The sequence below is a fragment of the Micromonospora orduensis genome, from assembly GCF_006228125.1.
GTDB lineage: Bacteria > Actinomycetota > Actinomycetes > Mycobacteriales > Micromonosporaceae > Micromonospora > Micromonospora orduensis.
The window spans coordinates 1-25,532 of sequence record NZ_VDFY01000119.1 but is presented as its reverse complement, the minus strand read 5'-3'; the positions used below and the strand labels follow the sequence as shown (position 1 = coordinate 25,532).

23 protein-coding genes and 1 pseudogene are annotated in these 25,532 nt (G+C 72.1%); 15 read left to right on the top strand and 9 right to left on the bottom strand.

The genetic code is table 11. The features are described from left to right. Positions 1-59 precede the first annotated feature (59 nt). Positions 60-1,802 carry an ABC transporter substrate-binding protein gene (locus tag FHG89_RS09175; RefSeq protein WP_139583940.1) on the top strand — a complete coding sequence of 581 codons (1,743 nt, stop codon included), beginning with the start codon at positions 60-62 and terminating at the stop codon, positions 1,800-1,802. Between the two features lie 157 nt (positions 1,803-1,959). Continuing rightward, positions 1,960-2,829, top strand: coding sequence for an AraC family transcriptional regulator (locus FHG89_RS09170; protein ID WP_139583939.1), 870 nt, complete (start codon positions 1,960-1,962; stop codon positions 2,827-2,829). Between the two features lie 14 nt (positions 2,830-2,843). Here FHG89_RS09170 and FHG89_RS09165 read toward each other — a convergent pair whose 3' ends face one another. Continuing rightward, on the bottom strand, positions 2,844-3,578 hold the full coding sequence (locus FHG89_RS09165; RefSeq protein WP_139583938.1) for a VOC family protein: 735 nt from the start codon (positions 3,576-3,578) through the stop codon (positions 2,844-2,846). 91 nt (positions 3,579-3,669) lie between these two features. Next, positions 3,670-4,425, bottom strand: coding sequence for a helix-turn-helix domain-containing protein (locus FHG89_RS09160; RefSeq protein ID WP_139583937.1), 756 nt, complete (start codon positions 4,423-4,425; stop codon positions 3,670-3,672). 310 nt (positions 4,426-4,735) lie between these two features. Here FHG89_RS09160 and FHG89_RS09155 point away from each other — a divergent pair, with 310 nt between their 5' ends. Continuing rightward, complete coding sequence (locus FHG89_RS09155) at positions 4,736-5,908, top strand: helix-turn-helix domain-containing protein (protein ID WP_139583936.1); 1,173 nt, start codon at positions 4,736-4,738, stop codon at positions 5,906-5,908. A gap of 10 nt (positions 5,909-5,918) precedes the next feature. Here FHG89_RS09155 and FHG89_RS09150 read toward each other — a convergent pair whose 3' ends face one another. Next, positions 5,919-8,063: a S9 family peptidase gene (locus tag FHG89_RS09150; protein WP_139583935.1), complete on the bottom strand. Its 2,145-nt coding sequence runs from the start codon at positions 8,061-8,063 to the stop codon at positions 5,919-5,921. An 86-nt stretch (positions 8,064-8,149) separates the two neighbouring features. Between FHG89_RS09150 and mshB the strand changes: the two genes are divergently transcribed. From mshB to FHG89_RS09135, 3 genes are all read left to right on the top strand, one after another. Further along, the gene (gene mshB / locus FHG89_RS09145) at positions 8,150-9,076 is read left to right on the top strand and encodes an N-acetyl-1-D-myo-inositol-2-amino-2-deoxy-alpha-D-glucopyranoside deacetylase (RefSeq protein WP_139583934.1); all 927 of its coding nucleotides are present in this window, start codon (positions 8,150-8,152) and stop codon (positions 9,074-9,076) included. Positions 9,077-9,093: 17 nt separating this feature from the next. After that, the gene (locus FHG89_RS09140) at positions 9,094-9,528 is read left to right on the top strand and encodes a hypothetical protein (RefSeq protein WP_139583952.1); all 435 of its coding nucleotides are present in this window, start codon (positions 9,094-9,096) and stop codon (positions 9,526-9,528) included. An 81-nt stretch (positions 9,529-9,609) separates the two neighbouring features. Next, entirely contained in the window at positions 9,610-10,074 is a 465-nt protein-coding gene (locus FHG89_RS09135; RefSeq protein ID WP_139583933.1) for a hypothetical protein, read from the top strand. Positions 10,075-10,095: 21 nt separating this feature from the next. Here FHG89_RS09135 and FHG89_RS09130 read toward each other — a convergent pair whose 3' ends face one another. Further along, on the bottom strand, positions 10,096-11,046 hold the full coding sequence (locus FHG89_RS09130; RefSeq protein ID WP_139583932.1) for a GNAT family N-acetyltransferase: 951 nt from the start codon (positions 11,044-11,046) through the stop codon (positions 10,096-10,098). A 79-nt stretch (positions 11,047-11,125) separates the two neighbouring features. On the opposite strand from FHG89_RS09130, the gene fdxA reads away from it, so the two are divergent. Together fdxA and dapC are read left to right on the top strand one after the other, a co-directional pair. After that, on the top strand, positions 11,126-11,452 hold the full coding sequence (gene fdxA, locus FHG89_RS09125) for a ferredoxin (protein ID WP_007464872.1): 327 nt from the start codon (positions 11,126-11,128) through the stop codon (positions 11,450-11,452). Continuing rightward, a complete protein-coding gene (gene dapC, locus FHG89_RS09120; RefSeq protein WP_139583931.1) occupies positions 11,449-12,558 on the top strand; it encodes a succinyldiaminopimelate transaminase in 1,110 nt (369 codons plus the stop codon). Before fdxA ends, dapC begins: the two co-directional genes overlap by 4 nt. 46 nt (positions 12,559-12,604) lie before the next feature. Here the strand turns inward: dapC and FHG89_RS09115 are convergent, their stop codons facing one another. Beyond that, positions 12,605-14,446: a M48 family metallopeptidase gene (locus FHG89_RS09115; RefSeq protein ID WP_139583930.1), complete on the bottom strand. Its 1,842-nt coding sequence runs from the start codon at positions 14,444-14,446 to the stop codon at positions 12,605-12,607. 151 nt (positions 14,447-14,597) lie between these two features. On the opposite strand from FHG89_RS09115, the gene FHG89_RS09110 reads away from it, so the two are divergent. From FHG89_RS09110 to FHG89_RS09095, 4 genes are all read left to right on the top strand, one after another. Then, the gene (locus tag FHG89_RS09110; RefSeq protein WP_167517368.1) at positions 14,598-15,569 is read left to right on the top strand and encodes a DUF4034 domain-containing protein; all 972 of its coding nucleotides are present in this window, start codon (positions 14,598-14,600) and stop codon (positions 15,567-15,569) included. A gap of 96 nt (positions 15,570-15,665) precedes the next feature. After that, positions 15,666-16,685 carry a prephenate dehydrogenase gene (locus FHG89_RS09105; RefSeq protein ID WP_139583928.1) on the top strand — a complete coding sequence of 340 codons (1,020 nt, stop codon included), beginning with the start codon at positions 15,666-15,668 and terminating at the stop codon, positions 16,683-16,685. A 9-nt stretch (positions 16,686-16,694) separates the two neighbouring features. Continuing rightward, on the top strand, positions 16,695-17,333 hold the full coding sequence (locus tag FHG89_RS09100) for an SIMPL domain-containing protein (protein WP_139583927.1): 639 nt from the start codon (positions 16,695-16,697) through the stop codon (positions 17,331-17,333). Beyond that, positions 17,333-17,980, top strand: coding sequence for a nucleoside/nucleotide kinase family protein (locus FHG89_RS09095; RefSeq protein ID WP_139583926.1), 648 nt, complete (start codon positions 17,333-17,335; stop codon positions 17,978-17,980). Before FHG89_RS09100 ends, FHG89_RS09095 begins: the two co-directional genes overlap by 1 nt. A gap of 19 nt (positions 17,981-17,999) precedes the next feature. On the opposite strand, the gene FHG89_RS09090 is transcribed toward FHG89_RS09095, so the two are convergent. Both FHG89_RS09090 and FHG89_RS09085 read right to left on the bottom strand, forming a co-directional pair. Further along, positions 18,000-18,638 (bottom strand): dihydrofolate reductase family protein, encoded by a 639-nt coding sequence (locus FHG89_RS09090; RefSeq protein WP_139583925.1) that lies wholly within the window; start codon positions 18,636-18,638, stop codon positions 18,000-18,002. 9 nt (positions 18,639-18,647) lie between these two features. Then, complete coding sequence (locus FHG89_RS09085; RefSeq protein ID WP_139583951.1) at positions 18,648-19,208, bottom strand: sugar O-acetyltransferase; 561 nt, start codon at positions 19,206-19,208, stop codon at positions 18,648-18,650. Between the two features lie 158 nt (positions 19,209-19,366). Here FHG89_RS09085 and FHG89_RS09080 point away from each other — a divergent pair, with 158 nt between their 5' ends. Beyond that, complete coding sequence (locus FHG89_RS09080; RefSeq protein WP_139583950.1) at positions 19,367-22,669, top strand: S8 family serine peptidase; 3,303 nt, start codon at positions 19,367-19,369, stop codon at positions 22,667-22,669. Between the two features lie 51 nt (positions 22,670-22,720). Here the strand turns inward: FHG89_RS09080 and dapD are convergent, their stop codons facing one another. Continuing rightward, on the bottom strand, positions 22,721-23,680 hold the full coding sequence (gene dapD / locus FHG89_RS09075) for a 2,3,4,5-tetrahydropyridine-2,6-dicarboxylate N-succinyltransferase (RefSeq protein WP_139583924.1): 960 nt from the start codon (positions 23,678-23,680) through the stop codon (positions 22,721-22,723). Between the two features lie 78 nt (positions 23,681-23,758). Here dapD and dapE point away from each other — a divergent pair, with 78 nt between their 5' ends. Continuing rightward, positions 23,759-24,832 (top strand): succinyl-diaminopimelate desuccinylase, encoded by a 1,074-nt coding sequence (dapE, locus tag FHG89_RS09070; RefSeq protein ID WP_139583923.1) that lies wholly within the window; start codon positions 23,759-23,761, stop codon positions 24,830-24,832. 48 nt (positions 24,833-24,880) lie between these two features. On the opposite strand, the gene FHG89_RS32860 is transcribed toward dapE, so the two are convergent. Continuing rightward, positions 24,881-25,051, bottom strand: a complete 171-nt coding sequence (locus tag FHG89_RS32860) for a hypothetical protein (protein WP_167517367.1) — start codon at positions 25,049-25,051, stop codon at positions 24,881-24,883. Between the two features lie 155 nt (positions 25,052-25,206). Between FHG89_RS32860 and FHG89_RS09065 the strand changes: the two are divergent. Then, positions 25,207-25,532 (top strand): annotated as a pseudogene (locus FHG89_RS09065) (TIGR00730 family Rossman fold protein); the annotation flags it as partial.

The window sequence follows — 25,532 nt, the reverse complement described above, 5'->3', positions numbered from 1 at the left end:
GACGTCGGTGGTTCTCGCCCCGACGAAACCGCACGGTACATGGGTGAAGGGGGTAGTTCATGAGACCACGCGTGGCGGTTGCCGCAGGCGGCGCGATCGCTCTGGTGGTGGCATTGGGTGCGTGCTCGAAGAACACGGGCGAGGGCACCACGGTGGACACCGAACGGCAGCAGACCGGGGTCATCGCGACCGACCCCAAGGACTCGCAGGGGCCGGCGGCCGAGGTGAGCGGCGCAGCGAAGGGCGGCACCTTCACCATCATCCGGGAGTCGCCGATCTCCCACCTGGACCCGCAGCGGACGTACTCGTTCGCCGGTCTGATGGCCAGCCCGCTCTTCGCCCGCTACCTGACCACCTGGAAGGACGACGGCAAGGGTGGCCTGGTCCTGGTGGGCGACCTGGCCGAGACGCCGGGCAAGAACGTCAACAACGACTGCAAGGTCTGGGAATTCACTGTCAAGGACGGGGTGAAGTTCGAGGACGGTCGGCCGATCACCTCCAAGGAGATCGCGTACGGCATCGCCCGGTCCTTCGACCCGGACCTCACCGGTGGCCCGACCTACATCCAGGAGTGGCTGGCCGACACCGCGCAGTTCGACACCAAGTGGGACTTCAAGAAGAACAAGACGTCGCTGCCGCCCGGCCTCTCCACGCCGGACGCGAAGACGCTGCGCTTCGAGTTCGCCAAGCCCCGCTGTGACCTGCCGTTCGCGGTCTCGCTGCCGACCACCGCGCCGCTGCCCGCGGACAAGGACACCGGTGTCGACCTGGACAAGCAGCCGTTCTCGTCCGGGCCGTACAAGGTCGCCAAGAACCAGGTCGGCGTGCAGATCACCCTGGAGCGCAACCCCAACTGGGACCCGAACACCGACCCGGTCCGGCACCAGTACCCGGACCAGTTCGTGTGGACCTTCGGCCCGACCGCGGACGCCGCCAACAACCGGGTGATCGCCGACAACGGCGCCGACCAGAGTGCGCTCGCCTTCAACGCCGTGCCCGCCTCGCTGGTGGCCCGGGTGGCCGGGGACGCCTCGCTCAAGTCCCGCAGCATCCTCTCCCCGACCCCCAGCGCCAACCAGCTCGTCATCAACAACCAGCGGGTCAAGGACCTGAAGGTCCGCCAGGCGCTCAACTACGCCATCGACCGCGAAGGCATGATCAAGGCGCTCGGCGGACAGACCGTCGCCGCGCCGCTGACCACGCTGATGCCGCCGGCCACCATCGGCTACAAGGCGTACGAGGCGTACCCGGCCGGGGCGAACGGTGACGTCGCCAAGGCCAAGGAACTGCTCGGCGGGCAGACGCCGGAGCTGGTCCTCGGTGTCGCCGACAACTCCACCGAGCAGCAGCAGGGCGCCCAGCTCAAGGCCAACCTGGAGCGTGCCGGCTTCAAGATCACGCTGCGGAACATCTCGGACGACGCGAAGCTCGACGAGATCAAGAAGAAGGACAACCCCTGGGACCTGTACATCGGTAACTGGGCGGCGGACTGGCCGAGCGGGGCCTCGATCCTGCCGGTGCTCTACGACGGTCGCACCATCAAGGCCGAGGGCAACAGCAACCAGTCCTACTTCAACGACCCGGCCATCAACGCCGAGATGGATCGCATCCTGGCGCTGGCCCCGGCCGAGCAGGGCCCGGAGTGGGCCAAGCTCGACGAGCGGATCATGAAGGAGCACGCGCCGGTGGTGCCGCTCTACGTCGACGTGGCCTACAACGTGCACGGGTCCAAGGCCGGCGGGATCTTCATCTCCAGCGTCTTCGGCTACCCGTCGTTCGTCAACGCGCACGTCAAGCCGTAAGGCACACCGCAGACAGACAGGGGTCCCCTCCCGACAACGCCGTCGGGAGGGGACCCCTGTCGTCGTTCGGGAGCCCGGGGACCTGATCGGATCGGACCGCTACGGTCGGGTGCGGGGCAGGGTCCTTCGGCCAGGCTTGACGTCGAAGGGAGGCCTCGTGATCGCGGCACTCAACCAGCTTGTCGACCAGCTCGAAGAGCACCTCACCGAGGAGTTCGACGTCAACGGGGTGGCCAGGGCACTCGGCACCACCGAATACCACCTGCGCCGGATGTTCTCGTCGTTGGCCGGGATGCCGCTGTCCGAGTACGTGCGCCGACGCCGCATGACCGCCGCCGCCGCCGACGTCGTTCGGGGTGAGGACGATCTGCTCAGCATCGCCGTCCGGCACGGGTACGGCTCGACCGAGGCGTTCGGCCGTGCGTTCCGGGCCGTCCACGGCGCCAGCCCCGGTGACGTACGCCGCGACGGAGGGCCCCTTCGCACACAACCGCAGCTCAGGTTCCGCCTGACCGTCGAAGGGAGCACCCCCATGCACACCCGCATCGTCGACCGCCCCGCGTTCCGGCTCGTCGGACACGCGGCCCGGGTCCCGCTCATCCACCGGGGCATCAACCCGCACATCCAGCAGCACATCACCGGCCTGCCACCACAGGAGCATCTCCGGCTCAAGGCGCTCAGTGACACCGAACCCGGCGGGCTGCTCCAGGTCAGCGACGACGTCGACGCCGAGGCCACCGAGGGCAGCGAGCTGACCTACCTGCACGGGGTCGCGGCGTCCCGGGACACGCCGGTCCCCGACGACCTGGACGCCATCGAGGTGCCGGCCGGCCAGTGGGCGGTCTTCCGCACCTCCGGACCCCATCCGCAGGCGCTGCAAGATACCTGGGCGGCGACCGCGAGCGAGTGGTTCCCCTCCAACCCGTGGCGACTGCGGCCGGGCCCCTCGATGGTCGCCATCCTCGAACGCGCGGACGACTTCAGCAGCGCGACCTGCGAACTGTGGCTGCCCATCGAGCCGGCGTGACGTGAGAGTTCAGGTCAGGCCGGGGTCAGGAGGCAGAACTCATTGCCCTCCGGGTCGGCGAGAACCATCCACGGGACATCGCCGCCCAGGTCGACGACTGTGGCGCCGAGAGACTCCAGCCTGGCCGCCTCCGCCTTCAAGTCGTCGCCCGGGTAGGGGCGCAGATCGAGGTGGACGCGATTCCACACGGTCTTCACATCGGGTGTGCGGAGGAACTGCAGATACGGGCCGACATCCTTGGCGGAGCGCAGCACCGCGTTCTGGTCGGTCACCTTGTGCACGGTCCAGTCCGTGGCCTCGCCCCAGAAACGGGCCATGGCTCGCGGATCCGCGCAGTCGACCACCACCGTGGCGATCGGACCGGTGTCCCGGACCGGATCGTGCCAGTCCAGCACGCAGAACTCGTTGCCCTCCGGGTCGGCCATGACCGTCCACGGAACGTCGCCCTGGCCCACGTCGGCGGGGGTCGCGCCGAGATCCTTCAGGCGCGCGACCAGTTCCGCGTGCTGAGCCGCCGAGGTGGTGGCGAGGTCGACGTGCACGCGGTTCTTGACGGTCTTGGGCTCCGGGGAGGAGACGAGGTCGATGCAGACGGCGACGGGGTCGGGGTAGACGAAGCCCTCGGGTTCGAGGTTGGTCACTCCCGGCCCCTCGCTGGAGAGCCCCCAGCCGAGCACCTGCGCCCAGAAACCGCCCAGCGCGGAGTCATCCCGAGCCTTCATGTTGATTTGAACAAGCCGCGTCGCCATGCCGACGATGCTAGCGGCGGTGTGACGTTGGCCTTGGCCCGGACCGTGGCAGGTCCGGGCCGGCGGCTCGCGAACGAGGTGGCGAAGGGCCCTATTCCGGCGACCTGTTGTACCGGTCGAGCGTTGCCTTTGACGTGGAAGCATCCCGGAAGGTCAGCTCCCACGGGCCGGTGTTGACGTCCATGTCCTTGCCGAACCCCACCCATTTTCCAGCCATTCGTCGACCGGTGGGCTCCACCAGTAGCTGGATCGCGCCGTGGTACCGGGCTCCCCGGTAGTAGCCGGCGTGATCGGTCTGCTCCACCCAGGTGCCGGTGACGACGGCACCGTCCACGGTGAGATCCAGCGACAGCGACGAGGCCGCCGAGCCGGGCAGGCTGCGCACCGTCAGCCGGTCACCGTGCTGGAGAACGACCACGAAGTGCTGCCCGGCGAACGACTCTCCCCGGCCGCTGGAGTGGTACTGGTAGCGGCTGAGCCATACGCCCTCGTACGACCCGTGCACCGCGAGCGGCTTCGGTGTCGGCGTCGCCAGGCCGGACATCGGCGACGTCAGGTCGTGACCACCGTCCTGGTCGTCGACGACGTGACCGTCGGGTACGGCGGCGAAGCCGAGCAGTGAGACCGGCAGGCCGGTGACGACCTCCAGGGCGCGCGCGTACACGGGGCGCGGTGCGGCGATCGCGCCGGACTCCCAGCGCTGGACGAGTCTCTTGTTGGCGTCGTTAGGTTCGCCGACGCGGCGGCCGGCGGCCTGGAGCGCCCGTGCGAAGTCGTCCTGGCTCATGCGCATCCCGGTACGGACCGCGCGTAGAGCGGTGTTCGGGGTATTCATGTCCGCCACCATAGCTATGTGTCGTCTTAATGTCGCCTCTAATGTGCCCGAGATGTCACATCCTGTGCCGTCGCGCCCGGTGACAGATCAGCGTCATTGTGGACAGTAGGCGACGGCTGGGCCTGCCGGTGCGCCCCAGCAACGGAGGTGATGATGCCCAATTCTGAGGATGAGCCAGTCAGCCGGGGTGAGCAGATCGACGCGGCCGAACGGGAGGCCGCGCATCAGCGGATACTCGCGCAAGCCGAGGCGGAGCGAACGCCGGTGCAGGAGACGACTCGGGCGGTGCCGGATCGGCGGTGGCGTCGTGGGCGGTGAACCGGTGCCGATCGGACGCCGGGTCGCCTACCTGCGGGTGCTGCGCAGGATGTCGCAGCAGTCGTTCGCCGATCGGTTGGGGAAGTCGAAGAGCTGGGTGGACAAGGTCGAGCGCGGTGTCCGCTCCCTGGAGCGGATGTCCACGATCCGAGAAGTGGCGGCGGTGCTGCGGGTCGATGCGGCGACGCTGCTCGGCCGTGACGTCCAGCCCGTCGAGGTGGCCGAGCTCGGCGACGGGGTCGCGCGGATCCGAGCGGCGCTGTCGACGTACCCGATGGCTTTTGGTCGCCCGACGGGCCGGGAGGTGACGCCGGCCGGCCGGTTGGCCCGCGAGGTGCGGCACGCGTGGACGACCTACCAGCATGCGAGGTACCCGCTTCTGGTCGACCTGTTGCCGGCGTTGCTGACCGAGGTTCACCGCGCTCACGCGCACGACCCGGCGGTGGGTCGGGTGGCGGTGGTGCAGGCGTACCGGGTGACGGCGGCGCTGCTGGTCAAGCTCGACGAGGGCAGCCTCGCATGGTTGGCCGCCGATCGGGCGATGTCGGCGGCGACCGGTGATCGGGTGTTGCTGGCCTGCGCGGCGGTGCAGCTCGGTCAGGTGCTGCGGGCGTCGGCGCGGGCGAAGTCGGTGCTGCTCGCCGCCGCGTACCAGGTCGCCCCGCCTGACCCTGGCGCTGGCACGCCGCAAGAGCTGTCGCTGTGCGGGTCGCTGCTGGTGCAGGCAGCGTTGATCGCGGCCCGGGCGGGTAACGACCGGGCGGTCGGTGACCTGCTGGACGAGGCCGCCGAGTTGGCAGTCCAGGTGGGCGACGGGCACGACCATCACCGGACGGCGTTCGGGCCGACCGCCGTCGAGCTGGCGCGAATCACCGCCGCCGTAGAGCTGGGCGAGGGGCCGCAGGCAGTCGTCCGGCACGAGGAGGCGATCGGGCGGGAAGGGTGGCGGTGGCTGCCGGTCGAACACCGCGCCGCGCACCTGATCGACGCGGCGCGCGCCTACCTCCAGACGAACGACCCCGCCAACGCAGCTCGGGTCCTGGTGCAGGCCGACAGCACCGCCCCCGCCGAGATCCGCCACCGACCAGCCGCCCGGGACGTGGTCGCCCAGGTCGCCCGCGATCGGGATGCCCCCGCCACTATCACCCAACTCGCCATCAACCTCGGGGTGCTGTGAACACGACGGTTCACCGCAGGTGGGTACGCAGGAAGTCCAGTTCCAGGGGGAGCAGACGTTCGGCGGTGCCGTTCGCGGCCATGTGGGTGGCCCCGGTCAGCGGCAGGACGGCGTGCGGGCGGCCGGTGCTCAGCAGCGCCGCCGAGAGCCGCAGCGTGTGCGCGGCCACCACGTTGTCGTCGGCCATGCCGTGCACCAGCAGCAGCGGGCGGGCCTGATCCGGGCCGGTGACCGGTTCGGCGGCCAGCTCGATCAGCGAGTGGTGCGCGTACACGTCCATGCCGTCCTCCGGCAGGCCGAGATAACGCTCGGTGTACGCGGTGTCGTACAGCGCCCAGTCGGTCACCGGAGCGCCGGCGATGCCGCACTTGAACAGCTCCGGGTGACGCAGCACCGCCAACCCGGCCAGCCACCCGCCGAACGACCAGCCGCGCACCCCCACCCGGTCCAGGTCCAGGTCGGGGTGCTTGCCGGCGAGGGCGGTCAGCGCGTCGATCTGGTCGGTCAGGATCACGTCGGCGACCCGCCGATGGATCGCCTTCTCGAACGACGGAGCCACTCCCGGCGTACCCCGGTTGTCGATCGTGACTACCGCGAACCCGGCGTCGGCCCACCACTGCCGCTCCAGCCAGGCCGCGCGGGCGGTCACCACCTCCTGGTGCCCCGGCCCGCCGTAGATGTCCAGCAGCACCGGCAGCCGCCGGCCCGTGACGTGGTTGTCCGGGTACAGCACCGCCGCCGGCAACCGCCGGTCGGTGACCCGCTCCAACAGCGGCAGCGGAGAGTACGGAGGGGTCGCCGCCAGCGACCGCAGCTCGGCCACCTCCTGGTCGCCGCGCCGCACAGTCCACCGCACGCCGGCGTGGTCCAGCGAGGCGACCCCGATGACCAGCACGTCCCCGCCCACGGCGGCGGTGTGCCAGCCCGAGTCGGTGGTGATCCGGCGGGCGTCCACCCCGCCGCCGATCGTGGTCCGCACCCGGAACAGGTGCCGCTCGCTCGGCTCGCCGTCGCTCGCCTCGACCAGCAGGTCCGCCGGGCCCGTACCGGCCGGCAGCCGACCGACCACCCGCCGTACGTACAGCGATGGCGGAGTGAGCAGTGTGCCGTCGGCGAACAGGCACCGCGCGTCGTACCCGTCGTGGGCCAGCTCCCCGCCGACCAGCACCCGACCGTCCGGCAGGTGCGCCGGGGTGCCGGCGATCGGCTCGACCCACCGCGGATCGGCCAGCTCGGCGTGCACCTGCGTCTCACCGGTGCGCGGATCCACGGCGAGCACCAGCCCGTGCTGCTGCGACCGGCGCAGCACGGTGATCAGCGGGCTGCCCTCGCCCCAGCTCACCCCGGTCAGGTACGGGTACGTCTCCCGGTCCCAGTGCACGTCGACCCAGCCGTCGTCCAGGTCCAGCAGGTGCAGGCTGACCTCCGCGTTCGGCCCGCCCGCCCGGGGGTACGCCACGGCGGTCGGAGGGCTCGCCGGGTCGGCCGGGTCGTGCAGGTGCCACCGTTCCAGCCGGGACTCGTCGACGCGGGCGGCGAGCACCATCCGGCCGTCCGGCGCCCACCAGTAGCCCCGGTACCTGCCGAACTCCTCCGCCGCGATGTGCTCGGCCAGGCCCCAGCTCACCCCGGCGTCCTCACCGGCCAGCAGGGTGTCGGTGCCGTCGGCCTCGATCACCCGCAGCTCGCCCCGACGGACACCCTCGGCCGCGTCGGTCACGTACGCCAGTCGTTGCCCGGTCGGGTCCGGACGGGGGTCGAGCACCGGGCCGACGGCGGCCACCTCCACCACGTCGCCGTGCACCAGGTCGGCCCGGAAGAGCCGCCCGGCCAGCGCGAACACCGCCACCCGGCCGGCGGCGTCAAGCGCGTACGACCCGATGCCGCCGGCGTTGAGCCGCAGCCGCTCGCGCAACGCGCGTTCGCCGGGGGAGAGCGCGCGGGGGTCGCCGCCCCCGTCCAGCAGGGTCGCCGGGTCCGCCACCAGATGCTCCTCGCCGGTGGCCACGTGCAGCTGCCACAGCGCGTCCGCCGGGTCCTCGGGACCGGCGGAGCGCAAGAAGATCACCCGGGAGCCGTCCTCGGCCACGGCGACGGCGCGTGGCGCACCGTGGGTGAACCGGCGGGTACGGGCGGCCAGCTCCGGGAAGTCCACAGGCCAAATCGTAGAGCGGTGGCGAGGGTGATGTGGCCGACCTGGGCGGACGCGTCAGCGCCGGCCGGACCGAACCGCCGGTTAGAGTGACCGTCGTGACGACGCTGCCCGACCGCCGCCTGCTGCTGGTCCACGCGCACCCGGACGACGAGTCCATCGGCACCGGCTCGACGATGGCCCACTACGCCGCCGCCGGCGCGCACGTGACGCTTGTGACCTGCACCCTCGGCGAGGAGGGCGAGATCCACGTACCGGCGTTGGCCCAGCTCGCCGCCGCCGAGGCGGACCAGCTCGGCGGGTACCGGATCGGCGAGCTGGCCGCCGCCTGCGCGGCGCTCGGCGTCACCGACCACCGCTTCCTCGGTGGCGCGGGCCGCTACCGCGACTCGGGGATGATGGGGCTCGCCACCAACGAGCACCCCCGCGCCTTCTGGCAGGCCGACCTCGACGAGGCCGCCGGGCACCTCGTGGAGATCATGCGGGAGGTACGCCCGCAGGTGCTTGTCACGTACGACCCGAACGGCTTCTACGGCCACCCCGACCACATCCAGGCGCACCGGGTGGCGATGCGCGCGGTCGAACTGGCCGCCGTCGAGGGCTGCGCCCCGGCCAAGGTCTACTGGACGGCCATGCCGCTCAGCGTGCTGGAGGCCGGCGTGGAGCACTTCGCCGAATCCTCGGACAACCCGTTCGCCGGCATCCGGGACCTCGCCGAGCTGCCCTTCGGCACCCCGGACGCCCAGATCGCCGCCCGGATCGACGGCACCGACCAGCACACCGCGAAGGAGGCCGCGATGCGGGCGCACGCCACGCAGATCCCAGCCACCTCCTGGCTCTACTCGATTGCCGGCAACTTCGGCGGCGAGTTCATGGGCGTGGAGTTCTTCACCCTCGCGGTCGGTGCGAAGGGTCCGGGCTCCGGCCCGTACGGCTGGGAGGACGATCTGTTCGCCGGGCTTCCCGACGACTCCGCCGCCGACCGCCGCCCGGTCGCGGCAGCCGGTCTCCGGTGACTCTGCCCGCCGCGCCGATGTCGGTCGTGCAGGACCAGGGCACCCCGCCGGAGGCGGGGCCGCCTTCGCGTCTGCTGGACCTGGGTCTGCGGGTTGCCGGTGCGGTCGTCGTGGTGGTGGCCGGTGTGCTGACCGGGGTGCTGGAGCTGCTGCTCGCCACGGTCCGCGTCGGCGGTCAGCTGATCGGCGTGTCGGTGCTGCTCGCCGTCGGCGCCAACATCGTGCTGAGCTGGTTCGCGCACGAGGCGGTGGGCCGGCGGTGGGCGGTGGCGCTGCCCGCCGTGCCGTGGTTCGCCCTGATGGCGGTGGCCGCCATCCGGACCTCCGAGGGCGACCTGCTGCTGGCCGGGGACAACTGGGTCGGCCTGGCCATGATCGTGGCCGGCGCGATGACCTTCGCGGTGATGGGTTTCCGGCAGATCCTCACCCCACCGCCCACCCTTCTCGGCTGATGACGCCACACAGGTGCGGGTGGTAGATATTCCTGCCAGGGATGCGGCCCCGCGACGGGGCGTACGGCAGGAGGTCGTGCGATGGACAGACGGTGGCGTGACGTCGGAGTGCTCACAGGAGCGTTGTTCGCGGCAAACGTGGCCGCCCGGCTGATCATCAAACTCGGCTTCGACGGTGACGACACCGCCGCCGACCGGGTGTCGCTGGCGATGTTCGTGGTGATCGGTCTGATCCTGGCCGTTGTCGCCTTCCGCTGGGGCAGCCGCCGGCCACTGTCCGCCTGGTCGGCCGACGTGGCAGTGGTGGTGGGGATCGCCATGGCGCTTACCGTTCTCGTCGGGCCGCTGCTGGTCGGCGACAACCCGTTCGGCGCCGGCGCGGGCACGTTCTTCGCCCAGATCTGGCTCTACCTGCTCGCCACCGGCGCGGGAATCCTGATCGGGTACCTGGTGCTCACCGCGCTCGGCCGTGACTACCGGTCGCAGCAGCTCAAGCGGTACGCCGAGGTCAAGGCCGCCAAGCCGCGCCGCGTCGTCCGCCGCTGACCGGCCGTCGGTGGCGCCGGGTCAGTGCGGGGCGACCCGGGTCAGGTAGGTGTGGTGGGTGGTGAAGCCGAGCGCCCGGTAGAGCGCGACGGCAGCCGTGTTGCGCTGCTCCACCTGAAGGAAGGCGTGCGTCGCGCCCGCGGACACGCCCCAGTCGGCCAACGCGTGGATCACCCGTCGGGCCAGCCCCTGCCGGCGGGCTACCGGCACCACCTCGATCAGGCTGAGGCCCAACCAGCGGCGGCCCTCACCGGTCACCGTGCCACGGCCGGTCGCCACGAGCGTGCCGTCGGCGTACACGTGGGCGAAGCGGACCTGCTCCACGGCGGTGAGCACGTGCCGGGCGGCGTCTGGGAGGCCACCCTTGCGGCCGGCGGCGACGGCCAGCCACGCCTCGCTCGGCGCCGTGGCCAGTTCGACGACCACGCTGGCGGCGGTGGGCCCGGGCAGGGGCAGGGGCACGGTCTGTACCAGCGTCGGCGGGCGGCTGCCCCAGCCCCGGTCGTCCAGTTCGGCGCCGACGGGCGCGGCGAGTGGCAGCGGTGTGTTGATCATCGCAGGCTGGCCCTGCTCGGCGTACCAGCGCTCGACCGCGTCCACGGCGGCCGGCAGCGGGCGGTCCGGATCGCCGACCGGCAACGCCGAGTTGGCGCGTCCGGTCCAACCCTCGGCCGATCTCAGCAGCCAGTCGCCGAGGCGGTCACGGGTGGGCGCCGGCCAGGCCTCGTCGGCGGCGCGTTCCAGCGCCACCACGGCGGCGGCGGTCGGCCGGCGGGTCGGCGGCACCCGTTTGGCCCGGTGCACCTGCGCCACCGGAACCCGCAGCGGACCCTGCGCGGTGGCCAACGTGAGATGAGTCTCGCTCAGCTCCACCAGCTCGCCGAGGGCGTCGGAGAACAGCGGGCGGCCTTCGCGAATCCCCACAATCCGGCGGACCACGATTCGGTGTCCCACATCCTGCTGTCGGAGCACGATCGACCCCCTCCCCGGCGAGATACTAGGCTCTTACCGTCGCGGGTGATCGCGGCGTGTCTTGCGGAGGAGAAGACCGGTGACCTACATCATCGCCGAGCCGTGCGTGGATGTGCTCGACAAGGCATGCATCGAGGAGTGCCCGGTCGACTGCATTTACGAGGGCAACCGGATGCTCTACATCCACCCCGACGAGTGCGTCGACTGTGGTGCCTGTGAGCCCGTCTGCCCGGTGGAGGCGATCTTCTACGAGGACGACGTCCCCGAGCAGTGGAAGGACTACACCGGCGCCAACTATGAGTTCTTCGAGGACCTGGGCTCGCCCGGGGGCGCCTCGAAGATCGGCAAGGTGGAGAAGGACGCGACCTTCGTCGCCGCGCAGCCGCCGCGCGGCGAGGGCCACTGACCCGGTCCGCGCCGGTCTCGTCGCGGCTGCCCGAGTTCACCTGGGACTCCCTGGACGCCGCGGCCGCTCTGGCCGCGGCGCATCCGGAGGGCCTGATCAACCTCTCCATGGGTACGCCTGTCGACCCGGTGCCCGAGGTGATCCGCCAGGCGCTGGCTGACGCGTCCGACGCTCCCGGCTATCCGCTGACCGCCGGCACTCCGGTGCTGCGCGACGCGATCGCCGCCTGGGTCGCCCGTGCCTGTGGCGCCGGCGTCGACGGTCTCGGTGTGCTGCCGACCATCGGCTCGAAGGAGCTGGTCGCCTGGCTGCCGACGCTGCTCGGCATCGGCCCCGGCGACGTGGTCGTCGTGCCGTCGGTCGCGTACCCCACGTATGAGGACGGGGCACTGCTGGCCGGCGCAACAGTGGTCCGCGCCGACTCGCTCACCGCGGTCGGGCCGACCTCCCGGGTACGCCTGGTCTGGGTCAACTCGCCGGGCAACCCGACAGGTCGGGTGCTGCCCGCGGCGCACCTGCGCAAGGTCGTCGACTGGGCCCGGGAACGCGGCGCGGTGGTCGCCAGCGACGAGTGCTACCTGCCGCTCGGCTGGTCGGCCGACCCGGTGTCGGTGCTGTCCCCGCAGGTCTGCGGCGGCACGTACGACGGCGTGCTCGCCGTGCACTCGCTGTCGAAGCGGTCCAACCTGGCCGGCTACCGGGCCGGGTTCGTGGCCGGCGACCCGGCGCTCGTCGCCGAGCTGCTGAAGGTCCGCAAGCACGCCGGCATGATCGTGCCCGCCCCGGTGCAGGCGGCGATGGTGGCCGCCCTGCGGGACGAGCGACACGCCGACGAGCAGCGGGAGCGTTACCGGGCCCGCCGTGAGGTGCTGACGGCCGCGTTCACCGGCGCCGGGTTCACGGTCGAGCACTCGGAGGCCGGTCTCTACCTCTGGCTCACCCGTGACGAGGACTGCTGGGAGACGGTCGACTGGCTGGCCCGACGGGGCATCCTGGTCGCCGCGGGCGTCTTCTACGGCCCCACCGCCGGCCGCCACGTCCGGGTTGCGCTTACCGAGTCCGACGAACACGTCGCCGCCGTCGCGGCCCGCCTCGCCGAGGTCTGACCGCGCTCCGGGCGGCCGACCCGTGGGGTCGACCGCCCGGCCGGCGTCAGTCGCTGATCCGGGCGAAGACCCGCAGCAGGGTGTTCCGGCTCTGCTTCTCCAGCAGTTCGCTGGCCATCAGCTCCTGCATGGCGACCACCCGGCCGTCGTGCAGGGTCAGTTCCGCCTTCAGCGGCACCTCCCGCTTGACGTCCACGGAGGCGACCTCCTCGTACGGCAGGAACGTGTGCGCGGTCGCCAGCTCCGCGATCGGCACCGAGTCGACGAGCCCCCGCAGCCGCTTCTCGCCCTGGCTGGCCTTGCCGGGGTCGGCGATCAGGACCAGCCCTCGGTCGAGGATGAGCACGTCGTGCTCCCTACCGTCGACCTTGATGTTGGCCAGCGCCCCGATCAGGTCGGCGTCCCGCCCGGAGACCCGCTCCTCCACCACCGTCGCGCCGGACGGATCGACTCCCAGCTCGGCCAGGCGGGCCAGCGCCACGTCCAGGGTCTGCGGCGCGACGGCCAGCTTGGCGATCTCGGCGAGGTCCCACGGTTGCCCGTCCGGGCCGACGAGTCGGGCCGGGCCGGACCAGGAGAGCTGCCAGTGGGCCCGACCGGAGCGGACCGCCGCGTTGTCCAGCAGCGTCTCCATCGGCCCGGCGAACCGGGCAGCCGCCTCCTTGCGGGTCGCGTCGCCGAAGAACTGCTCGGCGAACTCGCCCAGCCGGCCGGAGCTGACCAGCTCCAGCACGGTCGTGAGGCCCGGTCCGGTGACGCCGGTGAACCGCCCCGCGGCCCGGTAGATGCCGTCCGCCTGCTGCTGCACCATGGCCGCCACCGACGAGGCGGTGAACTGTGGCCAGGGCAGCACCTGGCGGCTGCCGTGCTCGACCACGACGCCCTGCAACTGCCTGCCGGCGCTGTCGATGTCGGCGAGCAGCAGCGCGGCCGGGCGTTCGTCCGACGCGACCGTCCCCGCCGGCAGGTCCGCCATCGCGGCGACCCGGACGCCGATCGGTGGGTGGGTGTCCCACGGCGACGGCTCCCGGTCGGGGGCGTTCTCCCGCAGCTCGGCCATCTCGTCGCGGCGGGCCCGCAGCAGCTGGCCGAAGCCACCGAAGAGGTCGTCGGGCGCCAGCCCGGCGGACCAGCCCGGCTCGACGTACCGGCGCATGTAGAAGCCCCAGGCGGCGCCGAGCGCCGGCAGCGTCCGCAGCGCGGAGGCTGCGGCGTCGTGCCCGGCCAGCAGCACGGAGGAGCGGTCGGCCTCCAACTCCTGCCGCCGCGACGCGGCGTTGTCCACCATCAGGTAGAGCTTCGAGTAGCCCTTGAAGACCCAGCCGATCGGGTTGCGCGGGCTGATCCGGTCCAGCGTCTCCGCGATGGCCAGCCGACCCCGGTACGCCACGCCGCCGAGGCGGGTGTGCTTGCCGGAGTAGTGGCCCAGCTCGTGGGCGAGCACCGAACGCAGCTGGTCCATCCGCATCGCCTGGAGCAACGGCAGTCCGACATACAGGGTGCGCCGCCCGCCGATCAGGCCGAGCAGCCGACTCTGCTCGGCGACTGCGGCGTTCACCTCGGGCACCAGCCGGATCTCGTCCGGGGCGCGGGTGCCGACCGCGGTGGCCAGCTCCCGCACGGTTGCCCACAGGGCCGGCGCCTCGCGCTCGGTGAGGACCAGGCCGGGCGCCGGCTCGTTCTTCGTACGGATCGCGCGCCACAGCCCGGCGGCGACCGCGCCCAGCGCGACGACAAGGGGCAGCAGCAGCTTCCCGGTGACGAGCCCGTTCGTGTGGCCGTACAGCCAGACTCCGAGCGCGACGACGGCGGCGAGCTGTAGGAGCGCGACGACGTAGAAGCCGATCAACATGACCACCGAGGCGAGGGCCCGGTATGTCGCGGACATTTCATTTCCTCCCGCTGTTAGCCCGCATCCAGACGGCGGGCAGCGGAGCGGACCGTACGACGATGATCAAGAAGTGGACAACCCCCTTCCGGACCGGCCTTGTCAAGATCTACGATCTGCCGGTCTTCAACGGGGTGAGAGGAAACGCGGCATGTGGCCGTTCCGGCGTGGCAGCAAGCAGGTGGCCGTTCCCACGTTGATCGTGGACCCGGCGGAGGGTGACCCGACCGCGCGGGCGTTGCGCGAGGCGAGCGAGCGGCGGGACTGGGGCGCCATCCGTGATCTCCTCACCCCGGTGACCGACCCGGACGACCACGCCTTCTATGTCTCGGTGCTCGCCAACACCGACGGCCTGCAGGACTGGATCGGCGAGTGGGTCGAGGCGGAACCCCGGTCGACGCTGCCGGTGCTGGTGCGTGGGGCGCACGCGGTCTACTGGGCCTGGGAGGCCCGCAGCAGCGCCCGGGCGTCGCAGGTGAGCCAGGATCAGTTCAAGGAGTTCTGGCGACGGCTGCGGTTGGCCGAGAACTCCCTGGACGAGGTGGCTGACCGCGACCCGGGCGACACCACCGCGCGCACGTTCCTCGTCACCTCGGCGCGTGGGCGGCAGGTGGACCGGGAGGAGGCGAACCGACGCTTCGACGAGGTCGTCGTCCGGCACCCGTGGCACCGGATCGCGCACGAGCAGATGCTCCAGTACCGCTGCCACAAGTGGTTCGGCAGCCACGAGGAGATGTTCGACTTCGCCCGGGAGGCGGTGGCGAAGTCGCCGGCCGGCTCGCCACTGGGGCACCTGGTCGTCGTCGCCCACCTGGAGAAGTGGCTGGACCTGCCCGTCGGCGAGGACGAGGAGTACCTGGACGACGACGCGCTGCGGGCGGAGATCAACGCCGCGGCCGACCACTCGGTACGCCATGCCGACTACCGGCGCCGGCCGGGCTGGGCGAGCGTGCACAACACCTTTGCCATGGGCTTTTCCAAGGTGGGGGACCTGCGCTCCGCCGCCGGCCAGTTCGAGGTGATCGGCGACCAGGTGACCAGTTGGCCCTGGCAGTACATCAACAGCAACCCGGTGATCCCGTTCGTCGCGTGGCGCGACGACGCGATGGCCGCCGAGGACTGACCGGCGTCCGGGCCTGCCCCGAGGGATATCCTCGGCGCCGGACCTGGTCGGGGCCGTGTCGGCCCCGCACCCCAGCAGGAACGTCGAGGTGTGCGGATGGTGGACGGGCCCGGTGCGCGGGTACGGGCGGCGGTGGTCGGCACCGGCCTGATCGGTGGCTCGGTGCTGCTCCGGATGCACGCCGCGGGCGTCGACGTGACCGGGTGGGATCCGGACGAGGACACCCGGCGACGGGCCCGCCGGATGGGCGTACCCGTTCCGGATCTGCTGGTCGAGGCGGTGGCCGACCGGGACGTGGTGTTCCTGTGCGGGCCGTTGCCCACCCTGCCGGCGACGCTTGTCGAGGTGGCGGCGATGACCGGCGATCGTTGCGTGCTGACCGACGTCGGCAGCACCAAGGAGGAGGTGGCGGCGTTCGCCGCCACGCGCGGCCTGACGGACCGGTTCGTGCCCGGGCACCCGATGGCAGGCACCGACCGGGCGGGCCTGACGGCCGCGGGGCCGGATCTGCTGACCGGCGCCGCCTGGGTGCTCTGTCCCGCGCCCGGCCCGGCCACTGCCGCGTTCCGCTGGCTGGCCGGGCTGCTGGTGGACCTCTTCGAGGCCCGGGTGGTGCCGATGTCCCCGGCAGAGCACGACTCGGCCGCCGCGCTCGCCTCACACGTGCCGCACCTGCTCGCCGGCGCGCTGGCCGGCGCCGTGCAGCGCGCACCGCTGCGCGACGCGATACTCGCGCTCGCCGCGGGCAGCTTCTCCGACGGCACCCGGGTCGCCGGGACTCCGGCCGAACGGACCGCCAACATGCTGCTCGGCAACCGGCAGCGGGTGTTGCGGGAGCTGGCCGAGGTCACCTCGTTCCTGGACGACCTGGCCGTCGCGCTGCACGCCGGTGACGCGCCGGCGCTCACGGCGCGGTACGACGAGGCGCGGGCCTCCCGCCTGGCGCTGCGCGACCGCCGGTTCGACGCGTACGATCGGCGGTTCCCCCTCGACGGTGACCACGTCGCAGAGGTGTCCTGGCTGTACGAGTTGGGGGTGGCCGGCGGTCACCTGACCGGCTTGCGCGTCGGTGCCGACACCGTCTCCTACACGGCGCGACGCCCGGCGGCTGACTAGGCTGAGGGCATGGCAGTGGACGGCCCGGTGGTACAGGTGCGCGGCGAGGCGTACCGGGAGGTGCCGCCCGAGCTGGCGCGCTTCGCGGTCACCGCGACGGCTCGGGATCGGGACCGGGAGGTCACCTTGACCCGACTGGCCGAGCGGGCCGCCGCCGTGCGGGTGCTGCTGGAGGGCGCCGGGCCGGTGGTGGTTCGGCGGGAGACCGGCGACCTGCGGGTGCGCCCGGAGACCCGGCGCTCGGGGGAGCGGGTGGTCGCCTGGCACGGCAGCGTCACCACCACCGTCACCGTCACCGACTTCACCGCGCTCGGCGAGCTGATGCTCCGGCTGGCCGACCAGGATCAGGTCGAGGTGGCCGGTCCGTGGTGGGAGCTGCGTCCGGACAGCCCCGCGCACCGCGAGGCACGGCACGCCGCGATCGGCGACGCCCTGCTGCGCGCCCGGGAGTACGCCGAGGCGCTCGGCGCCGAGGTCACCGCGCTGATCGAGCTGGCCGACGCCGGCCCGGCCGATCGGCCGATGTTCGCCCGCGCGGCGTTCGCCGGGGGTGACGCGCCACCGGAGCTGGAGTTGGACCCGCAGCCGCAGACCGTGCAGGCGGCGGTGCAGGCGCGCTTCACCATCAGCACCCCGGTCCTGGGCTGATGCCGCCGGCCCAGGTGCTGTCCGTCGACGAGGTGGTGGCGCGGGCGTTGGCGCTGGCCGAGGCCGGTCCGCGACAACTGCTCGGCATCGCCGGCGCGCCGGGTGCCGGGAAGTCCACCCTCGCCGAGCTGATCGTGGCCGAGGTGGGGCCGGCCGCCCGGCTGGTGCCGATGGACGGCTTCCACCTGGCACAGTCGCAGCTGGTCCGGCTGGGCCGCGCGGACCGCAAGGGCGCTGTGGACACCTTCGACGCCAACGGGTACGTGTCGCTGCTGCGCCGGCTGCGCCGCCTGGAGCCGACCTCGGTGTACGCGCCGGAGTTCCGGCGGGAGCTGGAGGATCCGGTGGCCGGGGCGATCGAGGTGCCGCCGTCGGTCCGGCTGGTGGTGACCGAGGGCAACTACCTGCTGCTGCCGGACTTCCCCTGGCAGGAGATCCGGCCGCTGTTGCACGAGGCGTGGTTCCTCGACCTGGACGCCGAGGTGCGTCAGCGGCGGCTGACGGCCCGGCACGAGGCGTTCGGGCGGTCACCGGAGCAGGCGCGGGCCTGGGCGTTGGGCAGCGACGAGTCGAACGCCGCCCTGATCACCCCCACCGCCGACCGGGCCGACCTGCTGCTCCGCCTCTCCGAGCCGCTGGCGTCCTGACCCGGCCGACGTTGCGGTTTCACTCCGTGACGCCCCGGCCCTCGCGACTCATGTCCCCGGTGGTGGGCGTTCCCTCGGCGAGCCCGTACCGCAGGAGCACCGCACCCTTGCCCGAGGTGGCGGGTGGTTCGAGGAGTGTCAGGTTGCTCGGCACCGCGCCGCCGTCGAACACCTTCTTGCCGACGCCGAGCAGGATGGGAAAGATCCACAGGTTGAGCCGGTCGAAGAGGCGCTCGTGCAGGAGGGTCTGCACCAGGTTCAGGCTGCCGATCACGTGGATGTGCTCGTGCCTGTCCCGCAGGGCGGCTACGGAGCTCACCAGGTCGGGCCCGAGGTGGGTGGAGCCAGCCCAGTCCAGGTCCGGGTTGCCGCGCGACGCGACGTACTTTGGAATGCTGTTGAACAGGGCGGCTATCCCGCCGTCGACGCCATCGCCCTGGTGCGGCCAGTATCCGGCGAAGATGTCGTACGTCCTGCGGCCCAGGAGCAGCGCGTCCATGCCCCGCATGCCCTGTTCGACCTGTTGGCCGCCCGTCTCGTCGAACAGGGGCGCCTGCCACCCCCCGAACGGGAAGCCCTCCGGGTCCTCCTGTGGACCGCCCGGTGCCTGGGCGACCAGGTCGAGCGTGGCGAACAGGTCGATGTGGATGGTGCCCATGCTGTCCTCCTACTGGTCGAGCTCGCGGACCGGTCGGGCCGGGTTGCCGACCGCGATCACGTTCGCGGGTAGGTCGCGGGTGACCACCGCTCCGGCGCCGACGACTGTGTTCGCGCCGATCGTCACTCCCGCCAGCACGATCGCGCCGCCGCCCAGCCACACATTGTCACCGATCGTGATCGGTTTGGCGGCCTCCCACTTGTCGCGTCGAGGTGCGGGTTCCACCGGGTGCGTCGGGGTGAGCAGCTGGACGTTCGGGCCGACCTGGACGTCCGCGCCGAGGGTGATCCGGGCGACGTCGAGGAAGACGGCGTTGTAGTTGACGAAGCTGCGCGGGCCGATCCGGATCTGCCAGCCGTAGTCGCAGTAGAACGGCGGGCGGATCCAGGCGTCCTCGCCCACCTCGCCGAGGAGGTCGCGCAGCGCGGCGAGTCGAGCCCGTGGATCGGCTGCCGGGCTGGTGTTGAAGCGTTCCATCAGCCGGGCGGCCCGGTCCTGGTCGGCGATGATCTCGGGATCGTCGGCGAGGTAGGGCTCACCGGCGAGCATCTTGTCCTTCATGGAGGTCACCCGGTCGATGATGCCGGGCGGCCCGCCGTGAGTTGGCAGGTCCGTCATATTTTGGCCGTCTTCTTTGCATACCCGGTATGTAATACTGGCGGCGGTCAATGCGTCTCTTCTGATTTCAACGCTCCACCAAGGAGGATCCGTTGCGTCGACGCAGCAGAATGACCGCCGCCACCGCCGTCGTAGCCCTCGTGCTCGGCACACCGGCGATAGCCGCGGCCAGCCCGTCAGCCAGCACCACCACGGACGCCACCGCTCCGCGCGGCGCGTCCACGACCACGACCACGACCACCGTCACCCTGCTCACCGGAGACCGGGTCACCGTCACCCCGTCCGGGTCCGCCGCGATCCGCCCCGGCCCGGGCCGTACCCGTCTGCGGTTCCTCACCACCCGCGACCGTGGCCACCTCACCGTGCTGCCGCAGGACGCCCTGCCCCTGGTGCGCGACGGCCGCGTCGACCGGCGGCTGTTCGATGTGACCGGGCTGATCGACGCCGGCTACGACGACGCCCGTCGGGGCGACCTGCCGGTGCTGGTCGCCGGTAACGCGGGCGCGCGGCAGCGGGCCGCGACACCGGCCGGGTTGACCGTCACCACCCAACTTCCGGCCATCGGCGGGGTCGCCGCCACTGCCGACAAGCGGCAGGCCACAAACGTCTGGGCGGCGCTCACCGGCGCCGGCGCCCGGGTCGGCACGGCGGGGGGCGCCGACCGGATCTGGCTCGACGGCCGCCGACAGCTCACCCTGGACCACAGCGTGCCGCAGATCGGCGCCCCGGCCGCCTACCAGGCCGGCTTCACCGGTCAGGGCGTACGCGTCGCGGTGCTGGACACCGGCATCGACGCCGGTCACCCCGACCTGACCGGCCGGGTCGCCGAGGCGCACAACTTCACCGAGGCCGCCGACGCCGGTGACACGGTCGGCCACGGCACGCACGTCGCCTCGATCATCGCGGGCAGCGGCGCGGCCTCCGGCGGCAAGTACCACGGTGTCGCCCCGGACGCCACGCTGCTCAACGGCAAGGTCTGCGAGGAGGGCGGCTGCATGGAGTCGGCGATCCTCGCCGGCATGCAGTGGGCGGCCGCCGACCAGCACGCCGATGTGATCAACATGAGCCTGGGTGGCGGTGACACGCCGGACGTCGACCCGCTGGAGGCGGCCGTCGAGTCACTGACCGCGCAGACCGGCGCGCTCTTCGTCCTCTCCGCCGGCAACGACGGCACCGACGGCTCGGTCGGCTCGCCGGGCAGCGCCGACGCGGCGCTCACGGTGGGCGCGGTGGACCGTGACGATGCCCTGGCCGACTTCTCCAGCCGGGGCCCCCGGGTTGGCGACGGCGGGCTGAAGCCGGACATCACCGCGCCCGGGGTGGAGATCGTGGCCGCCCGTGCCGACGGCACGGGGATCGGTACGCCGGTGGGGGACGGGTACGTCGCGCTCTCCGGCACCTCGATGGCCGCGCCGCACGTCACCGGCGCGGTGGCGCTGCTCGCCCAGCAGCACAGCGGCTGGACGGCGACGCAGCTCAAGGCGACCCTGATGGCGTCGGCGAAGCCGCACCCGGAGCAGACCGCCTTCCAGCAGGGTGCCGGCCGGGTCGACGTGGCCCGGGCGATCACCCAGCGGGTGACAAGCGACCCGGTCAGCGTCTCCTTCGGTCGACCCACCTGGCCGCACGACGACGACACGCCGATCACCCGGAAGGTCGACTGGCGTAACGACGGCCCGGACCCGCTCACCCTGGACCTCAGCCTCGACGTGACCGGCCCGGACGGCCAGCCGGCACCGGCCGGCATGTTCGCCCTGGGCGCGGGCCAGGTCACCGTGCCACCGGGCGGCACCGCCGGCACCACGGTCACCGTGGACACCCGCCTCGGGACGGACGGCTACTGGACCGGCCGCGTCGTGGCCCGCTGGGGTGCGGCCGTGGCGGTCACCCCGGTCGCGGTGAACCGTGAGGTGGAGAGCTACCAGCTCACCGTCCGGCACCTCGACGCCACCGGCGCCGCCGCCTCCGACCACATCACCTCGCTGATCCGGCTCGACACCCTGGAGAGCTACAACCTGTACGACCCGGACGGCACCGACGAGCTCCGCGTGCCGAAGGGCCGCTACGGGCTTGCCAGCATCGTGTTCAGCGGGGACGACGGCGCCGCCCAACTGGCTCAGCCCGAGCTGGCGGTGACCGCCGACACCACCGTCACCGTCGACGCCCGAAAGGCACGGCCGGTGCGGACGACCATCCCGGAGCGCACGGCCGTCCCGGACCTGGTGGACATCAGCGCCATCTTCCTCACCGAGGACGGCGGCTCGTACGGATTCGGTCTGCTCGGGTTCGACTTCACCGGGCTGGCCACCGGGCATCTCGGTCGGGCGGTCTCCGGTGAACGGTTCGTCGCCACGGTGAGCAGCCAGTGGCGCAAGCCGGAGGTGGCCGACAGCCCCTACCTGTACGCGCTCAGTGAGAAGATCCCCGGCCGGATGCCGACCGGCTTCGACAGGACCTACCGCGCTCGGGACCTGGCCACCGTCACCCACGAGTTCCGGGGTGGCTACCCCGGGCTGTCCGCCGAGCGGGTGGTCTTCCCGCACCTCGAACCGGACCTGGGTGGCTGGGCGGTCGTCCTGCCCACGGCGGTGCCGGGGAAGCGGGTCGAGCACTACAACACCCGTGGGCTGCGCTGGTCCTCGGAGCTGACGTTCGGCGTGCCCACCGAGGAGGGATGGCTCGACACGAAGGCGGTGCTGGTCGCCGAACCGAAGGCGTACCGGGCCGGCCGGCACACGCGGGAGAGCTGGAACAGCGCGCCGTACGGGCCGTCGTTCCCGACGCCGCGCTGGCCGGGGCAGGGCGTCACCCGCCTCGGTGACGACATCGTGGTGGACGTTTCGCTGCACGGTGACGCCGACGGCCACGCCGGCGGGTCGATCTCGGACGCGGCCCGGACCGCCCTCTACCGCGACGGCGTCCTGGTCGACGAGCTGACCGACCCGGGGTACGGCCAGTTCACGGTGCCGCCCGGTGCCGCGAACTACCGGCTGGAGGTGTCGTCGAAGCGGAGCTTCACCGACCTCGGCACCGAGGTCGACGCGGCGTGGACGTTCCGGTCCGGGCACGTACCCGGCGAGGACTACCGGCGGCTGCCGGTGTCGGCGATCCGGTTCACGCCACCGCTCGACCGGGACAACACGGCCCCGGCCGGCCGGAGTCTGGTCATCCCGGTGCAGGTGCAGCGACAGCCCGGCGCCCCCGGGTCGCGCCTGACCGGGCTGACCGTGGACGTCTCCTACGACGGCGGCCGCAGCTGGCAACCCGCCCGGGTCCGGCACGGTGGGCACGGCTGGACGGCCACCGTCCGGCATCCCTCGGGCGCCGGCTACGCGTCGCTGCGGGCCACCGCACGGGACGCCGCCGGCAACACGGTGACACAGCGGATCATCCAGGCGTACCGGTTGCGCTGAGGCGTACCCCGTCCGGGTCCGCGGCCGAGCGCCGCGGACCCGGCGGGGACGTCAGTCGTTGGCGTGCAGGGCGGCGTTCAGTTCGATGCCCCGGCCGGTACGCGGCTTCGCCTCCAGCGCGCCCGTCACCGAGTTGCGCCAGAACAGCAGGCCGTCGACGCCGGACAGCTCCCGGGCCTTGACGACCCGGCCGTCCGGGAGGGTGACCTTCGACGCGGCCGTGATGTAGCAGCCGGCCTCCACCACGCAGTCGTCGCCGAGCGAGATCCCGACGCCGGCGTTCGCGCCGACCAGGCTCCGCTCGCCGATGCTGATCTTGTCGGTGCCGCCGCCGGAGAGGGTGCCCATGATGGAGGCCCCACCGCCGATGTCGGAGCCGTCGCCGACCAGCACGCCCTGCACGATCCGTCCCTCGACCATCGAGGTGCCGATCGTGCCGGCGTTGAAGTTCACGAAGCCCTCCTGCATCACCGTCGTGCCGGCGGCCAGGTGGGCGCCGAGGCGCACCCGGTCCGCGTCGGCGATCCGCACACCGGAGGGCACCACGTAGTCGGTCATCCGGGGGAACTTGTCCACCCCGTACACCGCCAGGTGGCGGCCGGCGGCCCGCTCGATCACCCGCAGCTCGTCCACCCGCTCCGGCGGGCACGGCCCGGCGGACGTCCAGGCCACGTTGGCGAGCTTGCCGAAGATGCCGTCCAGGTTGAGCTGGTTGGGCCGCACCAGGCGGTGCGAGAGCAGGTGCAACCGGAGGTACGCGTCGGGGGCGTCCTTGATCGGGTCGTCCAGCGAGCCGATCACGGTGACCACCTGGACGGTACGCAGACCGGGCAGCGACCGGTCGCCCAGCGCGCCCGGCGGCAGGTCCAGCACGTCCGACTCGCCCTCGCCGGCGACCAGCGGCAGCTCACCCAGGCCCAGCTTGCCGGTCGGATACCAGGTGTCGAGCACCTGCCCGTCGGCGGTGACGGTGGCCAGGCCGATGCCCCAGGCGGAATCTGCGGACGTCACTGTTACACCTCTCGGTCACGGCCGGGCTGACCTCGGCTCGCTCCTCGCGCTGACAGACCTGAAGGTACCGTGCGAACCATGGAGAACCCGCTGACCCCCGAGGTCCTCGCCGATCCGGTGGCGCTGACCCGCGCTCTCGTCGACATAGAGTCCGTGTCCCTCAACGAGAAGGCGATCGCCGACTGTGTCGAGGAGGTCCTGCGCGGTGTACCGCACCTGAGCACCCACCGGCACGGCAACACGGTGATGGCGCGTACCGACCTCGGTCGGTCGCAGCGCGTCGTGCTGGCCGGGCACCTCGACACGGTTCCGCTTAACAACAACTTCCCGTCGACCATGCGCGGCGACCTGATGTACGGCTGCGGCACCTCGGACATGAAGTCCGGCACCGCGTACGCGCTGCATCTGGCGGTGACCCTGCCCGAGCCCCGGTACGACGTGACGTACTTCTTCTACGAGGCGGAGGAGATCGAGTCGCGGTACAACGGGCTGAACCTGGTCGCCCAGGCGTTCCCGGAGTGGCTGGAGGCGGACTTCGCGGTGCTGCTGGAGCCGACGTACGGCATCGTCGAGGCGGGTTGCCAGGGCACCATGCGCTCGGTGGTCACGACGGCCGGGGTGCGGGCCCACTCGGCGCGCTCCTGGCACGGCGTGAACGCCATCCACGCGGCGGGTGAGGTGCTGCGGCGCCTCCAGACGTACGAGGCCCGTCGGGTCACCATCGACGGCTGCGACTACCGCGAGGGCATGAACGCGGTGCGGATCAACGGTGGCGTGGCCGGCAACGTGGTCCCCGACCACTGCGAGGTCGAGGTCAACTACCGGTTCGCCCCGGACCGCTCGCCGGCCGAGGCGGAGGCGCACCTGCGCGAGGTGTTCGCCGGTTTCGAGGTGACGGTCACCGACACGGCCGCCGGCGCCCGGCCCGGGCTGGAGGCGGCCCCGGCGAAGGAGTTCCTGGCGGCGGTCGGCGCGGCACCGATCGGCAAGCTCGGCTGGACGGACGTGGCCCGCTTCGCGGCCATGGGCATCCCCGCGTTGAACTTCGGCCCGGGCGACCCCAACCTGGCGCACCACCCGGACGAGCACGTGGAGATCAGCAAGATCCGCGACGGCGCGGCAACCCTGCACCGCTGGCTGGCCCCAGCCTGACCGGGCGGCGCCTCCGGGCCGCCCGCGCCGGTGATCAAGAGGTTTGCGTCAGCCGGGCCCGTTGTCGGCGACGCAAACCTCTTGATCGGCTCCGGGTGGGGGAGGGGCGAGCAGGGGGATCGGGTCCTGCTGGCGGGTGCGGCGGCGTTCGGCCACCACATCTCGGATCCGTCGCTGCATCTGGCGACGGATCCGGATCATCTCGCTGTTGCTGATCACGCTGTCTCCTCCCCCGAAGGCGCGCGCCGGGGCATACCCGGTATGTGAATAGTAAGACGTACGAGCGAGCCGAATAGTTGCCCTTGATCGGGACTTATTTCTCGGCGTCCGCGACCCGACCCAGCAATCGCCAGGTGGAGCACTACGGTTGCTCCATGAGCGACAGCAACGGGCGGGAGGCCAGCCGCGGTCCAGCGAAGGAGCGGCACCGGGGCGCGGTGACGCTGCGTCGAGGGGCGATCCCGAGCAGCACTGCCGACCAGCGACTGCTGGATTCGCGTGGACGCGGCGACTGGAAGACCAGGGACGCCTGGCGGGCCCTGCGTATCCTCTCCGAGTTCGTCGAGGGTTTCGATACCCTCGCCGACCTGCCGCCGGCGGTCAGTGTCTTCGGCTCCGCGCGCAGCGGCCCGGACACCGCCGAGTGCCGACTCGCCGAGCAGGTGGGCGGGGCACTGGCCCGGGCCGGCTACGCCGTGAT

What these genes read in the sequence shown, in the direction of transcription:
- FHG89_RS09090 (WP_139583925.1), bottom strand. Translation starts at nt 18,638, where the DNA reads ATGGGCACCATCCACATCGACCTGTTCGCCACGCTCGACCTGGTCGCC.
- FHG89_RS09165 (WP_139583938.1), bottom strand. Translation starts at nt 3,578, where the DNA reads ATGGCGACGCGGCTTGTTCAAATCAACATGAAGGCTCGGGATGACTCC.
- FHG89_RS09100 (WP_139583927.1), top strand. Translation starts at nt 16,695, where the DNA reads ATGGCAGTGGACGGCCCGGTGGTACAGGTGCGCGGCGAGGCGTACCGG.
- FHG89_RS09110 (WP_167517368.1), top strand. Translation starts at nt 14,598, where the DNA reads ATGTGGCCGTTCCGGCGTGGCAGCAAGCAGGTGGCCGTTCCCACGTTG.
- FHG89_RS09175 (WP_139583940.1), top strand. Translation starts at nt 60, where the DNA reads ATGAGACCACGCGTGGCGGTTGCCGCAGGCGGCGCGATCGCTCTGGTG.
- FHG89_RS09135 (WP_139583933.1), top strand. Translation starts at nt 9,610, where the DNA reads ATGGACAGACGGTGGCGTGACGTCGGAGTGCTCACAGGAGCGTTGTTC.
- FHG89_RS09105 (WP_139583928.1), top strand. Translation starts at nt 15,666, where the DNA reads ATGGTGGACGGGCCCGGTGCGCGGGTACGGGCGGCGGTGGTCGGCACC.
- FHG89_RS09115 (WP_139583930.1), bottom strand. Translation starts at nt 14,446, where the DNA reads ATGTCCGCGACATACCGGGCCCTCGCCTCGGTGGTCATGTTGATCGGC.
- dapE (WP_139583923.1), top strand. Translation starts at nt 23,759, where the DNA reads ATGGAGAACCCGCTGACCCCCGAGGTCCTCGCCGATCCGGTGGCGCTG.
- FHG89_RS09095 (WP_139583926.1), top strand. Translation starts at nt 17,333, where the DNA reads ATGCCGCCGGCCCAGGTGCTGTCCGTCGACGAGGTGGTGGCGCGGGCG.
- FHG89_RS09160 (WP_139583937.1), bottom strand. Translation starts at nt 4,425, where the DNA reads ATGGTGGCGGACATGAATACCCCGAACACCGCTCTACGCGCGGTCCGT.
- FHG89_RS09080 (WP_139583950.1), top strand. Translation starts at nt 19,367, where the DNA reads ATGACCGCCGCCACCGCCGTCGTAGCCCTCGTGCTCGGCACACCGGCG.
- FHG89_RS09140 (WP_139583952.1), top strand. Translation starts at nt 9,094, where the DNA reads ATGTCGGTCGTGCAGGACCAGGGCACCCCGCCGGAGGCGGGGCCGCCT.